At 66.3% G+C, this 15,324-nt stretch carries 15 protein-coding genes; 4 read left to right on the top strand and 11 right to left on the bottom strand.

The genetic code is table 11. The annotated features are described in order from the left end of the window. Nucleotides 1–263: 263 nt before the first annotated feature. The 6 genes from AC3FKH_RS08810 to AC3FKH_RS08785 form a co-directional block, all read right to left on the bottom strand. Complete coding sequence (locus AC3FKH_RS08810) at nt 264–1,466, bottom strand: polysaccharide pyruvyl transferase family protein (RefSeq protein ID WP_488674694.1); 1,203 nt, start codon at nt 1,464–1,466, stop codon at nt 264–266. A gap of 30 nt (nt 1,467–1,496) precedes the next feature. After that, nucleotides 1,497–2,219, bottom strand: coding sequence for a YoaK family protein (locus tag AC3FKH_RS08805; RefSeq protein WP_488674692.1), 723 nt, complete (start codon nt 2,217–2,219; stop codon nt 1,497–1,499). Between the two features lie 30 nt (nt 2,220–2,249). Beyond that, nucleotides 2,250–3,365, bottom strand: coding sequence for a porin (locus tag AC3FKH_RS08800; protein WP_488674690.1), 1,116 nt, complete (start codon nt 3,363–3,365; stop codon nt 2,250–2,252). Nucleotides 3,366–3,399: 34 nt separating this feature from the next. Then, the gene (locus AC3FKH_RS08795; protein ID WP_488674884.1) at nt 3,400–3,693 is read right to left on the bottom strand and encodes a XapX domain-containing protein; all 294 of its coding nucleotides are present in this window, start codon (nt 3,691–3,693) and stop codon (nt 3,400–3,402) included. A 49-nt stretch (nt 3,694–3,742) separates the two neighbouring features. Next, the gene (locus AC3FKH_RS08790) at nt 3,743–5,614 is read right to left on the bottom strand and encodes an amidohydrolase (RefSeq protein ID WP_488674688.1); all 1,872 of its coding nucleotides are present in this window, start codon (nt 5,612–5,614) and stop codon (nt 3,743–3,745) included. 115 nt (nt 5,615–5,729) lie between these two features. After that, entirely contained in the window at nt 5,730–6,416 is a 687-nt protein-coding gene (locus AC3FKH_RS08785; protein ID WP_488674686.1) for a hydrolase, read from the bottom strand. A 501-nt stretch (nt 6,417–6,917) separates the two neighbouring features. Between AC3FKH_RS08785 and AC3FKH_RS08780 the strand changes: the two genes are divergently transcribed. Further along, the gene (locus AC3FKH_RS08780; protein WP_488674882.1) at nt 6,918–7,268 is read left to right on the top strand and encodes a DoxX family protein; all 351 of its coding nucleotides are present in this window, start codon (nt 6,918–6,920) and stop codon (nt 7,266–7,268) included. 18 nt (nt 7,269–7,286) lie between these two features. On the opposite strand, the gene AC3FKH_RS08775 is transcribed toward AC3FKH_RS08780, so the two are convergent. The 4 genes from AC3FKH_RS08775 to AC3FKH_RS08760 form a co-directional block, all read right to left on the bottom strand. Beyond that, a complete protein-coding gene (locus tag AC3FKH_RS08775; RefSeq protein WP_488674684.1) occupies nt 7,287–8,264 on the bottom strand; it encodes a LysR family transcriptional regulator in 978 nt (325 codons plus the stop codon). Nucleotides 8,265–8,406: 142 nt separating this feature from the next. Beyond that, nucleotides 8,407–9,879: an MFS transporter gene (locus AC3FKH_RS08770; RefSeq protein ID WP_488674880.1), complete on the bottom strand. Its 1,473-nt coding sequence runs from the start codon at nt 9,877–9,879 to the stop codon at nt 8,407–8,409. 105 nt (nt 9,880–9,984) lie between these two features. Beyond that, nucleotides 9,985–10,200, bottom strand: coding sequence for a hypothetical protein (locus AC3FKH_RS08765; protein WP_483733732.1), 216 nt, complete (start codon nt 10,198–10,200; stop codon nt 9,985–9,987). Between the two features lie 217 nt (nt 10,201–10,417). Beyond that, entirely contained in the window at nt 10,418–11,014 is a 597-nt protein-coding gene (locus AC3FKH_RS08760; RefSeq protein ID WP_488674682.1) for a helix-turn-helix domain-containing protein, read from the bottom strand. Between the two features lie 88 nt (nt 11,015–11,102). Here AC3FKH_RS08760 and kbl point away from each other — a divergent pair, with 88 nt between their 5' ends. From kbl to AC3FKH_RS08745, 3 genes are all read left to right on the top strand, one after another. Further along, the gene (kbl, locus tag AC3FKH_RS08755; RefSeq protein WP_483733734.1) at nt 11,103–12,305 is read left to right on the top strand and encodes a glycine C-acetyltransferase; all 1,203 of its coding nucleotides are present in this window, start codon (nt 11,103–11,105) and stop codon (nt 12,303–12,305) included. Then, on the top strand, nt 12,302–13,249 hold the full coding sequence (locus AC3FKH_RS08750) for an L-threonine 3-dehydrogenase (protein ID WP_488674680.1): 948 nt from the start codon (nt 12,302–12,304) through the stop codon (nt 13,247–13,249). The genes kbl and AC3FKH_RS08750 overlap by 4 nt, the downstream gene beginning before the upstream one ends. 128 nt (nt 13,250–13,377) lie before the next feature. Continuing rightward, entirely contained in the window at nt 13,378–14,142 is a 765-nt protein-coding gene (locus tag AC3FKH_RS08745) for a GntR family transcriptional regulator (protein WP_488674679.1), read from the top strand. An 80-nt stretch (nt 14,143–14,222) separates the two neighbouring features. Here the strand turns inward: AC3FKH_RS08745 and AC3FKH_RS08740 are convergent, their stop codons facing one another. Further along, nucleotides 14,223–15,293 (bottom strand): porin, encoded by a 1,071-nt coding sequence (locus AC3FKH_RS08740; RefSeq protein ID WP_488674678.1) that lies wholly within the window; start codon nt 15,291–15,293, stop codon nt 14,223–14,225. Between the last annotated feature and the right edge of the window lie 31 nt (nt 15,294–15,324).

Raw genomic sequence — 15,324 nt, 5'->3', positions numbered from 1 at the left:
CAGGAGCCAGGCGTGCGTCATGAACGGGCAGGCGTTCAAGCGGGCATCACCATTCCTGTTGTCTGCTCTGGGGGCGGAAACGGTGTTCGGCGCTTTGGCTTTGGCCGGCAGACTTAGCGTTTCCGACAGCTTGGTGATGTCTGGTTTTCTCTGCAGTGCCCGCGCGCGCTGCTGCTAGGGTCACAGCGCGGAAAGTGCCCAGGGAACTGACACGGATAGGGCTGTGTGGTTTGTATAGAGCCTCTCCGGCCAGCTTCATGAACTCACTGCCCGGCGAAGCCCGCCCGGCAGGCCTGCACCAGGTCCCGGGCCAGTGCCTTGCGCTGCGCCGGCGCCTCGGCCATGGCTTGCGCCATGCCGGACGCAAGCGCGTCGACCGGCACTGCCGAGGGTGTACTGCCGGTGCCCCAGGTCGCATCGAAGGCGGCCTGCTTGCTTGCCGCGAGCGATTGCCCCGGACGCAGCAGTCCCATGCGCGGCAGCGCCCAGGCGCCGGCGACGATGCCGCCATGCAAACTGCTGCCGGCAAAGCCGCGGCTATGGGCGATCAGCGCGCAGATGTCCCACAGGTCGAGCGAGCTGAACAGGGCTACGTGCACGCCGTTCATGCGCGTCGCCAGCCGCCGGTAGACGTCCAGGTCGTCATGCCAGGGCGCCGCGCCCGCGCGGAACAGCACGATGCCAAGATTCGCCGCCCGGGCCAGTTGTTCGAGTTGACGGGCAAGCGTCGTCAGCGTGGCGTCGTCGCCAAAGTCTGCGCTGCACTGCACGGCCAGGTAGCCGTGCGGGAATGCGGCCATGACGCCGGCCGGCTCGCCGCGCCGCGCATGCCGGCCGATGCGTGGCGCAAACAGCTCGGCCACCATCACGGCAGGGTCCGGCTCGAGATGGCAGCCGACGCCCGCGAATTCCAGCATCGCGTGGGTGTGCCGGTCTCGCACGCCAACGCAGTTGGCGGCCTTGAGCTTGGCCACGACTTCGGCGCGCATGGGGGCCTCCAGCCGGTCGAGATCGATCCCCCCGATCGCGTGGTAGCTCACCTTCACGACGTTGGCAAACAGGCCATCGGGCAGCAGGTAGGGCGCAAGATCGTGCAGTCCAAGCTGCTCGCGTGCCCAGGCCGCGCGTCCGGCCGGATCGGCATCGAGCCGCGCGATGACGGCTAGCGCCTGGGTGGGCGGGAGCAGCATCACGGCGGCCTCCCAGGCGCTGCAGGTCAGGATCTCGCCGCCGACATGGAGGATGTCGACCGGCGTGTCGCCCACGCGCGCGGCCAGTTGCGCCAGCGCCTGCACCGCGTGGCCGCCGCACGCCGACATGTCGCGCTCCGCCAGCCCGCCATAGTGCAGCGCACGCCCGCTCATGCCCTTTGCCGCGACATCGGCGACGACATGTGCCAGCAGCAGGTCGCCGAAGTTGTGACGGTCGAACGCGCCGAAGAGGATGGCAGGGTGGTCGTCTGGCACCTGGTTTTCTCCCGGCTATGTGGGCTCCGTTCAGCCGGTTGCGGACACCTGGCCGCGCCGCCAGGCCGGAACGCAGATCGCGACCAGCAAGGCGGTGGGCAGCAGCATGCACCAGACCGAAAACCTGGCAAAGCCGAGCGCACCGAGGATGGCACCCAGCGCGAACGCGGCCAGGGCCGGCCCCATCTTGCGCAGCCTGCGCCGGATCGCGTCCCGCTGCGGACCGGATGCGCCCGGCAGGTCCACGAGATCGACCACGATCTGCGTCGTATTGCCCGTCATGATCGTGGTCGGGCCCAGATCCAGCAGGGAAGTCCGCGACAGCGCGTTCTGCATGCCCATGGCCACGACGGCCAGCATGCCGGCCACGATCGCCGCCGGTGCCGACGGGTCGGTGACCGGCGCCGCGTGCAGGCTGGCGGCCAGGAACAGTGCCAGCAGCACGGCTTCCACCAGCAGCAACGGCGCAACCGGGGAGCGTCCCGTCCGGGCGATGCGCACCTCCGCCAGCCGGGTCGCCGCAACGGCCAGCACGAAGGCCGGCAGTGCCAGCAACTTGGCCAGCAGGCCCGGCGCATGACCGGTGATATCGACGCCGATCATGATGAAGTTGCCCGTCACATGTGCCGTGAACAGGCCGAACAGCGAGATGAAACCGACCACGTCCACATAGCCCGCGATAAAGGACAGGATGTAGCCAGTCGCCGGCCCTGCCACGGGAGCGGCGGCGTCAGCAGGCTGGGCGGGGTTCAAGGCTGTCTCCGCGAGGGCGCGGAGCGCCCGTCAGAAATTGTGGCGCATGCCGAGCGCGAAGGTCTGCGGGTCCGCGCCCGCGTGGACGCCAACGCTGTTGATGGCAAAGTCATAGGCGGCGTTGCTGCGGTTGTTGATGCGACTGTAGTAAGCATAGACGGCAGTGCGCCTGGACAACGGATAGTCATATCCGACCGTCACCTGGAACGCGCCGGTCTGCGCGCCGCTGCGCACAGAGCCGATCGTCTCTGTGGCGCTGCCCGCGCCGTCGGACGCGAAGGTGAAGCCGGCGCGCACGCTGCCGGTGCCGAGCTGCTGCACCAATGCGACATAGTAGCCGTTGCGCGTCAGGTCGCCGGTGGCGGTGCGGTAGTGCAGGCGCTCGTAGGCGGCACTGATGCGCGTGGAGGGAAACTGGTAGGACACGCCGGCCTTGATCGCATCGTCGTTGCGGCCGGCGGTCTGGTAGGCGTGGTGGATCTCGTAGGCCAGGGTCAGGTTGAGCGGGCCGCGGTCATAGCCCGCCGCGAACGAGTACAGCGCGGGGTTGCGCGGCACGGTGTTCCTTTCTTCCGGCAACCCCCACGCGAAGGCACCACCCAGGCCATTCCATTTCGGGGTCTGGTAGTGCAGCGAGTTCTTCTGGCGCCGGTCGAACGAGCTGGTGTTCTCGACGTTGTCGGTGGTGGCCGCGGCGCCGTTGCCCATCAGCGCCATATAGCCGGCCGTGGTCGGATAGTACGGATCGTAGCCCTTGGTCGAGCTGGTATAGGGCGTGTCCCAGTTGCCCATGAACACCGTGCCGTAGGGACTCTGCAGGCCGAGCCGCGTATCGCGCGCGGCGATCTGGCCGGCACCGGTGTCGATCGACAGCGTGCTCTCGACCTGCCAGATCGCCTTGAGCCCGTAGCCGAGTTCTTCTTCGCCGCGCAGGCCGAATACCGAACGGTTGTTCGTCAGGCGCGAGAGGTTGCCAGGCCTGGTGCCGTCGGTGGCCGTGGTGACGGTCACGTACTCGGCGGCTGTGTTGAGCCGGCCATAGAGGGTCACGGCATTGTCTGCCAGCGCCGGTGCTGCTGCCATGGCGCATTGCGCCGCAGCCAATGCGGCAAGGCAGCGGCACCGCCGCTTGGCGCGGGTTGTCATCGATGCCGCTTGGCAGGTCTGTGGCGGCGCTCGCTCACGGGCCGTCTTCCTTGCCGCGCGAGGCGAGCGTGACCGGCGCTTCGGCAGTGCCATCCGCCCTGGGCGGCGCGCCGGTGATCTTCGGCACGCATTCGCTGCGGAACCACGCGGCGGTGACCGGTTCGCCGGCAACCATCCGTTTCACCGTCGGCACGACCTGTTCGCCGATCAGCATGCCGAGCAAGCCTATCAGCGCGATGGCCGGCGGCGCCGGGGAGCGTACCTGGATCAGGGCATAGATGACGCCGACAAGGATGCCGGCGGCGAGAGAGACGATATAGACCTTCATCATTGGCCTCCTGTTGGTGAGGACCGCTTCAGGTGGTGACCGGGCCGGATCAGAATGCCCAGCACGAACAGCCGAGCGCGCCCCAGAATGTGCCTTCGTCCGAAACCGGCATATCGGACGTCCATGCCCTGGCATGCCCGTGGCCATGCACGCCGCAGGCGCTGTCGCAGCCGCACGCGGTGCCCAGCGCCAGCGCGCGGGCCTGCGCCGTCGGGCGCGGCTGGTAGCCGCCCACATGCCGTACCGGCGACCAGTCCGGCATGGGCGGCGGCAGGTCCGGCGCATGCTTGCCGAAGTCGCCGTCGCCGTGGACCACTTTGCCGCCGAGCACGGTCAGCACGGAAGTGATGTCCTGGATATCGTCGCCGGGCACGGCAAAGTAATCCTGCGAAAGCACCGCAAGGTCCGCCAGCTGGCCCACGGCAAGCTGACCCTTCTTGCCTTCTTCGTTCGAGAACCACGTGTTGGCTTCGGTCCAGAGCCGCAGCGCGGTTTCGCGGTCGAGCACATTGGCCTGCGGATACATCGACAAGCCGCCCACGGTCTTGCCGGTGGTGAGCCAGTACAGCGATACCCACGGGTTGTAGGAGGCCACGCGCGTGGCATCGGTGCCTGCGCCGACCTTGACGCCGCGTTCCAGCATCTTCTTCACCGGCGGCGTGTGCTCGGCCGGCTTCGCGCCATAGCGTTCGACGAAGTACTCGCCCTGGTAGGCCATGCGGTGCTGCACGGCAATGCCGCCGCCCAGCGCCGCGATGCGGTCGATATTGCGGTCGGTGATGGTCTCGGCATGGTCGAAGAACCAGTGCAGGCCATCGAACGGCATGTCGCGCGCCACCTTCTCGTAGACGTCCAGCGCGCGCGAGATGGTCTCGTCATAGGTGGCATGCAGGCGCCACGGCCAGCGGTTCTCCACCAGCAGGCGGATCACGGGCTCCAGGTCGCCTTCCATCGACGGCGGCATCTCGGGCCGCTCGACGCGGAAGTCCTCGAAGTCGGCGGCGGTATAGACCAGCATCTCGCCGGCGCCGTTGTGCCGGTACAGGTCGTCGCCCTGTCCGGGCTTGACCTTGCCGGCCCAGGTGCGGAAATCGCTCAGCTCGTCTTTTGGCTTCTGCGTGAACAGGTTGTATGCAAGCCGCACGGTGAGCTGGCCTTCCCGATGGAGTTCTTCGATGATGCTGTAGTCCTCGGGGTAGTTCTGGTAGCCACCTCCCGCATCGATGACGCCCGTCACGCCCAGACGGTTCACTTCGCGCATGAAATGGCGCGTGGAGTTCTTCTGGTACTCGGGCGGCAGCTTTGGCCCCTTGGCCAGCGTCGCATAGAGGATGGTGGCATTGGGTTTCGCCAGCAGCAGACCGGTGGGATTGCCACGCGCGTCGCGGATGATCTCGCCACCCGGCGGGTTTGGCGTGTCTTTCGTGTAGCCGACCGCACGCAGTGCGGCGCCGTTCAGGATGGCGCGGTCATACAAGTGCAGGATGAATACGGGCGTGTCCGGCGCCGCCGCGTTCAGTTCGTCGATGGTCGGCAGGCGCTTCTCGGCGAACTGGTGCTCGGTGAAGCCACCGACCACGCGCACCCACTGCGGCGCCGGCGTGCGCGCCACCTGGTCGCGCAGCATGTGCATGGCGTCGGCCAGCGACCGCACGCCGTCCCAGCGCAACTCCATGTTGTAGTTCAGGCCGCCGCGGATGATGTGCATGTGGCTGTCGATCAGCCCGGGAATCACGCGGCGACCGCCGAGGTCGATCACGCGCGTGTCGTCGGCGGCGGTCTGCATGATCTCCTGCTTCGTGCCGACGGCGGCAAAGCGGCCATCGCGGATGGCGACGGCTTCGGCTTGCGGATTGGCCCGGTCAAGCGTGGTGAACTTGCCGTTGACGAGAATCAGGTCAGGCGCGGTCGAGGCATTCATGGAGAAACTCCTGTGGGCAGTTGCTGCGCCGGGCGCTGCGGCTGCGGCAAAGAACTGGCGGCGGGCCGGGCGCCACGGCCATCGCCGCGGCGCCCGCGCTCAGTTGGCGATGGTGTCAGCGCGCAGGAACGGCGGGAATGGCCTCGTGCGTCTTCGCCGTGCGTTGCGGCGCCTTGTGGACCATGGTGTACGCGTAGTCCACACCCATGCCATAGGCACCCGAGTGTTCCTTGACCAGCGCCATCACGGCCTCATAGGTGTCGCGGTGTGCCCAGTCGCGCTGCCACTCGAGCAGGACCTGTTGCCAGGTAACGGGCACGACCCCGGCCTGGATCATGCGCTGCATCGCATAGTCGTGCGCTTCCTTCGAGGTGCCGCCCGACGCATCGGCGACCATGTAGATCTCATAGTCGGCATCGTGCATCGCGCTGAGCGCGAAGGTGCTGTTGCACACCTCGGTCCACAGACCTGAGACCACCACCTTCTTGCGATTCGCCGCCGCGAGCGCATCACGCACCTTCTGGTCGTCCCACGAGTTCATCGAGGTGCGTTCCAGCAGCTTGTGGTCGGGGAACACGTCCAGCAGTTCCGGGTACGTGAAGCCGGAGAAGCTTTCGCTCTCGACGGTGGTGATCGTGGTCGGGATATTGAAGATCTTGGCGGCCTTGGCCAGCCCGACCACATTGTTCTTCAGGGTTTGCCGGTCGATCGACTGCACGCCGAATGCCATCTGTGGCTGCTGGTCAATGAAGATCAACTGGCAGTTCTGCGGGGTCAGAACTTCAAGCTTCGGATTGCTCACGGTTTTCTCCTGGGATGGAAAGGCTGCCATGTCACCGGTCTGGCACGCGGGCACACGGCGGCATGGCGGGGCGATGCGTTTCGGCTGACTGTGCGAGTCTGCGTGCTGGCAACGATATCCGCACGACGCATGGAACGGTGTACTCGCCGGACCGTCCGCGTCGCGTGGCGAAAGTATATCGACGCATCGGTGGCCGGCATAACGAATTATTTCGAACAGACTATTCGAAGAACTGGATGGAAGATCGAATGGAGAGGCGGTGATGAATCAACGCAACCATAGTGGGCCGGCGTCGAGAAAATAAACTCGTGAATGACACCCTTTCACCAACGCATGATGAATTAATATGGCATCGCTTCGCCGGGCGGCGCCGTCGCGGGCCGGGGGCAAGCACTGCGCGAACAGGGAGGGTCTGCAATGATCGAACAAGGCCGTGTCACCTCGCCCGCTGCCGGGACCGGGGTATCCCGGTTCGCCACGCCGGCCGTGCGCTGGGTGGCCATGCTGGGACTGTGCGCCGCCTATCTGCAGGGCGGTCTGAACAAGGCGCTGGACTTCCCGGCCGCCATTGCGGAGATGCAGCATTTCGGCCTGGCACCTGCCGGGCCGCTGGCGGCAGCGACCATCGCGCTGGAACTGGGCGCCTCCGTCATGATCCTGACGGGCTTCTACCGCTGGCTCGGCGCACTGGGCCTGGCCGGCTTCACGCTGATGGCCACGTTCCTGGCCAATCGCTTCTGGGAAGTCTCCGGCGACGCGCATTTCATGATGGCGAACGCGTTCTTCGAGCACCTGGGACTGGTGGGCGGATTCCTGCTGGTCGCCTGGCACGATCTGCGCGACAGGTCCTGAGTGCGAGCGCGGCGCCAGTCACGTGGCTGGCATGCGCTCGATGGTCGATGACCGGTCTTGATCGCGGGAGCCGCCGGGGGCCTGCAGCCCCAGTTGCTGCCGCAGGGTCTCGGCCAGCATGTCCTTGCGCTCGATCCACCAGCCGATGGCCCGGCCGGGGTCCGTGCTGCGCCAGGCGATATGCAGCATCTGCGGCGGACGTTCCTCGCCCAGCCGCCTGGCCACGAGCTTCCCCTTGTCAAGGTACGGCTGCGCCGCGCAGGCCGGCAGGTAGCCGCACGCCAGCCCGGACAGCAGCACCGAGAGCTTGGCATCGAGCGTCGGCACGCTGATGTGCCGCTGCCCGTCCACGAGCGGACGAGCCGGCGCAGCTTGTGCGGCGTCTTCCTGCGGCAGGCTCACCTCCACGAACTGGTGCTGCCACAGCACGGCGCAATCGATCGGCTCTTCCACCGCCGCCAGCGGATGCCCCGGCGCGACGACGAAGACAGACCGCACGCTCCCGGCCGGCACGGAGAACAGGCCCTGGACCGCGGGCGGATCGCCCACGGCGCCGATCAGCAGGTCGACGCTGTCCGATGCCAGCGCCTTCCAGTTATTGCCCAGCATCTCCTGCGAGAACAGCAGCCGGGTATAGCTGTTCTCGGCCTGGAATGCCGAGATGAACGGCAGCACCGCGTCGAACGGCACCAGCGCGTCGGTGGCGATCCGGAGTTCGGATTCCCAGCCGGCTTCGGCGCGCCTGACGCGCTCCTCGAGGTTATTCGCGGCGCGCAGCAGCCGGCGGCCTTCTTCGAGCAGGACTTCGCCCGCGGTGGTCAGGCTGACGCGGTGCGCACTGCGGTCGAACACCGTGACGCCCAGGTCGCTTTCGAGTTTCTGCACGACATAGCTCAGCGAAGAGGGGGCCTTATGCAACTCCTTGCCGGCCAGTCCGAACGTGCCGCAGCGCGCAATGGACTCCACCACCTGAAGCGCATCAAGTGTAATTTTCATCTTTGGATTGATTGGTCAGTCTGTTCGAAAAAATCATCAATCATTCATCGGAATGAAAGAATGATTTTTTATAGTAACGCGACAATGAGCGCGCGCGGCATTCTGGAATTTTCGCGAGCCAGATAGGGGCACTGCGCCCATATCAATCCAGTGTGTTGCGCCAGTCATTTCCCAGCGGTCGTGCCACGTCTTCGAGCGGTCGCCGTTCCGCATCGACCCCATAGCGCAAGGCCAGCAGCCCCGCAGCGATGACCAGCGCGGCCCCAAGGCCATAGCCCGCCGCCACCGCGTCGCGGCTGCCGCGTTCGATCAAGGCGCCTAGCAGTACCGGCGCGATGAAGCCGCCCATCCCCGTCCCCAGCGCATAGAAGATCGAGATGGCGAGCGCGCGCATTTCCAGCGGGAAGACTTCGCTCGCCGTCAGGTAGGCGGAGCTGGCCGCTGCCGACGCCAGGAAGAACACCGCGGACCAGCACAGGGCCAGGCCCGTGGCATCGAGCCAGCCTTGCGTGAAGACCCATCCGGTTGCAGCCAGGCCGATGCCTGACAACACGTAGGTGATGGCGATCATGCGGCGCCGGCCGACTTCGTCGAAGAGCGGCCCCAACAACAGTGGCCCGGCCGCGTTGCCGAGCGCGAACGGGAAGATGTAGAGCGCCACGCGGCCATCCGGCACGCCATAGAAGCGCGTGAGCACCAGCGCGTAGGTGAAGAAGATGGCGTTGTAGAAGAAGGCCTGCGCCAGCATCAGTGCGAGCGTGATCAGGCTGCGCTGCCGATAGCGCCGCATCAGAAGATGCATCACGTCGCGCACGGACGGGGAGGTGGATGCGTGGAACGGTTCGCAACGTATGGCTGATGCGAGTGGAGGGACCTGGCGCGTCGGGTACACCTGCGCCTCGATGTCGGCAATCACCTGCTCCGCATCGGCCAGCCGTCCATGCGTGGCCAGCCAGCGCGGGCTCTCCGGCACGTGCCGGCGCACCAGCATGATGGCGACGGCCAGCACTGCGCCCAGCGCGAAACACGCGCGCCAGCCCCACACCGGCCCGAGCACGCGCGGGTCAAGCAGCAACAGGCTCAGCCCGGCACCGAGCGCCGCGCCCAGCCAGAAGCTCCCGTTGATGGCCAGGTTGACGCGGCCGCGCACGCGCGCCGGAATCAATTCGTCGATGGCGGAGTTGATGGCTGCATATTCGCCGCCGATGCCCAGGCCCGTGCAGAAGCGGCACAGCGCGAACATGGCGAAGCCCGATGAGAACGCCGTGGCCAGCGTCGCTACCAGATAGACGAGCAGCGTGGCCAGGAACAGCCGCTTGCGGCCCAGGCGGTCCGCCATGCGGCCGAACACGAGCGCGCCGAGCACGGCGCCGCCGATATAGAGCGAACCTGTCCAGCCGACTTCGGTGGCGCTCAGTGCCAGCGTGTCGCGCCGTTCGAGCACGGCACCGACCGAGCCGACCAGCGTGACCTCGAGGCCATCGAGCACCCACGCGATGCCAAGCGCCAGCACCACGCGCCAGTGCCAGCGCGACCATGGCAGACGGTCGAGGCGCGCGGGGATGTTGTGCTGCGCGCCGTTCGTGAGAGAGTAGGGGTCGCCTCGCGTCGAAATATCAGCGTCCGAAGCCAGGCCCGCACGCACCCATGCGTGGGCCGATGCGGGTCAGTATAGGCGTTCGGTGACGGCGTTCGGTGACGGGAGCAGCCCGGAAGCGGCTCAGCGGCTGCAACCCATGGCGCGCAACATCGAGTGGCCGTCGTTCGTCAGGCGCGGACTCTGCCGCTGGCCATGCAGGATTTCCAGCCGGACGAGTTCCTTGTCGACCAGCGCGTGAAGGTCGACCGGATCAATCTGCCGGGAGTCGGTGGTATCGAGGGATTCGGCGCCGCCGCTGATGAGCAGCAGCGTAGCAAGTTCATGCGGGCTCAGCACGTTCGTCTCCTTGAATGAAGGGGGTCGCTTTGCTGGGACTGACGCGGCTGATAGCCGCGCGCTCGAAGCCACGGAATTACGCAAGACACATGCCTGCGCCACACATCTGGTCTCGCCCGATGCTGCGGCGCGTCAATGCGTTTCCGAAGACTAAGGCGTTTGACGTCCGGTCAGCGGCCCGGTTCCGCAGAAGATCAGCGTTTGCGCCTTGCCGCAGTTAAGCCGGGTGCACTACAACCAATAAGGCCGTTGCCGTCGCCTTGCCGCGATTGCGGATGGCGTGTGGCACGTCCGCCGCATAGCGCGCCGTTTCACCATGCCGCAATTTCTTTTCCTCTGCTCCAGCCTGCACCGACATGGCGCCATTGAGCACCGAAAGGTGTTCCTGTGTGCCGGTTTCGTGCGCCTCCGATGCGAGCACGCCGCCGGCCTGGATCGTCAGTTCATACCATTCGAAGCGCCCGGCCAGTTCGATCGGTCCGAGGATCTTCAGCTCGCAGTGCCCGTCAGGACTCTTGAGCGAGGGGATGGCGTGCGGTTGCACCAGCGCGATGCCGCCGACCGGGCGACCGCCTGCATCGGCGGACAGGAGGTCGGCAAGATTGATGCCCAATGCGTTCGCCAGGCGCCAGAGCACCGCCACGGTCGGGTTGGTCAGGTTGCGTTCGATCTGGGACAGCATCGACTTGGACACGCCGGCGCGGCGCGACAGGTCGTCGAGCGAAAGTTGCTGAGCCTGGCGCAGCGCCTGCAGCGCGGCGCCGACGGCGGGCGGTCCATCGCCCTGCGGCTTCTGGGTAGGGGGTTGCGTCATGGCGAGTGGTTCGCTATATTGCACAAAACGTTCTTTATAACGAACGTGTTCGATTTATCGATCAGATCCTAGCATCGGGAGCCAAACCATGTCGAGTGCCGAGGCATTCTACGCATCCGTGCGTGCAGAGCTTGACGCCATCCGCCAGGCGGGGCTGTACAAGGAAGAGCGCGTCATTGCCACGCCGCAGGGCGCACGCGTGCGCACCACCGATGGCCGGGAGGTCATCAACCTGTGCGCCAACAACTACCTTGGCTTGTCTTCCCATCCGCGCGTGATCGAGGCCGCGCACGAGGCGCTGCGCACACACGGTTTCGGCCTGAGTTCGGTGCGCTTCATCTGCGGTACGCAGGACCTGCACAAGACGCTCGAAGCCCGGCTCGCCAGTTTCCTCGGCACCGAAGACACCATCCTCTACGGCTCGGCGTTCGATGCCAACGGCGGCTTGTTTGAAACCCTGCTGGGCGCGGAAGACGCGATCATCAGCGACGAACTCAACCATGCGTCCATCATCGACGGCATCCGCCTGAGCAAGGCCCGCCGCTACCGCTACAAGCACAACGACATGGACGACCTGCGTGCGCAGCTGGCGCAGGCGCAGGCCGATGGCGTGCGCCACAAGCTGGTGTTCACCGACGGCGTGTTCTCCATGGACGGCACCATTGCGCGCCTGGACAAGATGCGCACGCTCTGCGACGCGCATGGCGCGCTGCTCGGCATCGACGAATGCCATGCCACGGGCTTCCTCGGCGCGCGCGGGCGCGGCACGCATGAACTGCGCGGGCTGTTCGGCAAGATCGACATCATCACCGGCACGCTCGGCAAGGCGCTCGGCGGTGCGTCCGGCGGCTTTACCAGCGCGCGCAAGGAAGTGGTCGCGCTGCTGCGCCAGCGCTCGCGGCCGTACCTGTTCTCGAACACGGTGGCGCCGGCCATCGTGGGCGCATCGATCGCGGTGCTCGACATCCTGGAAGGCAGCACGGAACTGCGCGACCGGCTGGAGCGCAACACCGCGTTCTTCCGCAAGGGGCTGGCCACGCTTGGCTTCGACGTGAAGCCGGGCGAGCACCCGATCATCCCGATCATGGTCTACGACGCGGAGAAAGCCCAGCAGCTCGCGCAGCGGCTGCTGGAGCTTGGCGTATATGTGGTCGGCTTCTTCTATCCCGTGGTGCCCAAGGGCCAGGCGCGCATCCGCGTGCAGATGAGCGCGCTGCACGACGAAGCGGCGCTGCAGGCGGCGCTCGATGCGTTCGGTCAGGCCGGCCGTGAACTGGGGCTGGCCCGATGAGCGACACGGCACCGAAAATCCTGATCGTCGGCGCCAACGGGCAGATCGGCTCCGAATTGGCGCTGGCACTGGCCGAGCGTTATGGAAGGACCAATGTCATCACGTCCGACGTGGTGCCGACCGGACGCCATGTGCACCTGACGCACGAGATGCTCAACGCCACCGACCGCGGCGGGCTGGCGACCGTCGTCGAACGCCATGGCATCACGCAGATCTACCTGCTGGCCGCGGCGCTGTCGGCTACCGGCGAGAAGGCGCCGCAGTGGGCATGGAACCTCAACATGACCAGCCTGCTGAACGTGCTGGAGCACGCGCGGCAGTTCGGCATCGAGCGCGTGTTCTGGCCGAGTTCGATCGCCGCCTTCGGTCCGACCACGCCGCGCGAGAACACGCCGCAGAAGACCGTGATGGAGCCGACGACCGTCTACGGCATTTCCAAGCAGGCGGGCGAGGGCTGGTGCCGCTGGTACCACGACAACCACGGCGTGGACGTGCGCAGCCTGCGCTATCCGGGCCTGATTTCGCACAAGACCCCGCCCGGCGGCGGCACCACCGACTATGCCGTGGACATCTTCCATTCGGCGGTGAAGGGCGAGCCCTATACCTGCTTTCTGCGCGAAGACGAGCGGCTGCCGATGATGTACATGCCCGACGCCATCCGCGCGACCATCGAACTGATGGAGGCGCCGGCCGACAAGCTGACCGAGCGCGGCAGCTACAACGTTGCCGGCGTGAGCTTCACGCCGGCCGAGATTGCCGCGGCGATTCGCAAGCAGGTCCCGGGGTTCGAGGTGCGCTACGAACCGGACTACCGACAGGCGATCGCGCAGGGCTGGCCGGATTCGATCGATGATTCGGTGGCGCGGCGCGACTGGGGCTGGGCACCGCAGTACGGCCTGGAGGAGATGGTCCGGGACATGCTGGAGAACCTGCGCCAGGCGTGATGCACCAACACGCAGGGCGGGGGCGGTCAGGATCAGCACGCGGGGCATGTCTGTCCATTGGGGCTGGATGGCATGCCAGTATCCTGTTTCGGTATACTGTGTGGTAAAGACGGCTCACACCAGATCAGATGACACAGTCCGAAAAGAAGAGCATGGCCGGCGAGATCAAGGCCACGATCCAGCGCGAGATCGAGGATGGCGACATGCCGCCCGGTACCCCGCTGGACGAACGCATGCTGGCCGAGCGCTTCGGCGTTTCCCGCACGCCGGTGCGCGAGGCGCTGCAGCAGCTGTCCGTGCAGAACATGGTCCGCATCGTGCCGCGCGTGGGCGTATTTGTGTCGCGCCTGTCGATCACGCAGTTGCGCGAAACCCTGGAGCTGCTTGGCGAGCTGGAGGCCGTGGCGGCGAAGCTGGCCGCGCGCCGCATGGACGACGATCAGCGCGTCAGCCTGAAGGCGGCCCGCGCCGAATGCGAGCAGGCCCATGCCGAGGACGATGGCAAGCGCTTTGCCAGGGCCAATGCGGAGTTCCATGACACGGTCTACGCGGGTAGCCACAACGAGTACCTGGTGGCGCAGATCCAGGGCATCCGCCGGCTGATGCAGCGCTACCGCCCGCGCATCTTCCAGACGCCGGCGCGCCGGCAGCGCGTCCTGGAAGACCATCAGCGGCTTGCCGAGGCCATCCTGGGCGGCGATGAAGCCGCCGCGCATGCGGCCATGCTTGAACATGCGCCGGTTGGCACTACCGGATTCTCGGAGTTCCTTTCCACCTTGCCGGCCAGCTACCTCGAGGGCGAGGGCGGCGGCGAAGCGGCGGCCGCCAGAAGCACCGCACCCCGCGGCGGCGCCAGGCGTGGCCGCAAGCCCGCAGCCTCGCGGGCGGCCTGATCCGCCAGGCGGGCGGCCCGAAAGCTCCTCCTCTCTTATGGGAAGGGTCAGCACTTCGAGGCGCACCCTGAGGCGGCAGCTCAGAACTTGTGCCGCATGCCCATCGCGACGCCGAACTGGCTCTTCTCGTTCGGCGCGATCTGGTAAGCGGCCGCGGCGCCATTCAGGCTTTCGAAGTTCAGCGACGCATTCTTGGTGTACGCCGTGCTGAGGTAGACATCAGTGCGCTTGGACAATGAGTAATCCGCGATGAACGTGGCCTGCCACGGATTGCTCGGATTGGTCTTGCTGGTCGCGGTGTACAGCGATTTGACGTTGTCGTAGTAGAACGCGCCCGTGAGCAGCAACGCCCCGGTCGCCTGGTAGTTCAGCGCAAACCACCACAGGTCGTCGCGAGCAGCGGTATTGGCCGCCCGCGTGCCGTTGTTGTTGTACCGGTACGCCGCCTGGGCCAGCAGCTCCGGCGTAATCTGGTAGCGCAGGCCAAGCGCTGCCTTCTGCGTGCGGGTGTAATCGGCGGTCTTGGCGCTGTTGAGGCTGTCATAGGCACCGGCGACGCCGAACGAGCCGATACGGTAGTCGAAGCCTCCGCCGAAAGCCGACGAGCCCGTGACCGTTCCGGCCTGCTCGCCAAAGGCCCAATGTGCTTCGGCCGTCAGCGGGCCCAGGTCCACATGGTATTTCACCATGTTGTCTTCGCGCAGGTTCGCGCCGGCAATGCCGACCACGGGTTCATACGTGGTGGCATAAGCGGTGGGCGAGTAGTTGGCCATCATCAGGAACAGCGACGTATATTGCCGGCCCAGCGTCACTTGCTGCGAGCCGCTGCGCAGGCCGACCCATGCCTGGCGGCCGAACAGGCGTCCGCCTTGCGTGGAAACGCCGTTATCCAGGGTGAAGCCGCTTTCCAGCGCGAAGATCGCCTGCTTGCCGCCCCCCAGGTCTTCCGTGCCGCGCAGGCCCCAGCGGCTCGGGGACAGACCGCCCGAGTTCACGGCGACCTTGGAATGTCCGTCCGGGCCCGTTCCCAGGTTGTTGTTGGTGTACTCGATGTTGGCATCGGCCACACCGTACAGCGTGACGCCCGATGTCTGCGCGCCCGCGGTGGCGCTGGCGATGACGCAGGCAAGGCCGACCAGGTTTCTTTTCATGATGTTCTCCTCCATGTTTTGGCTGTCATTT

The sequence above is a fragment of the Cupriavidus sp. 21MJTG02-4 genome (assembly GCF_057798975.1).
This window is presented reverse-complemented; position numbering and strand designations above follow the sequence as displayed.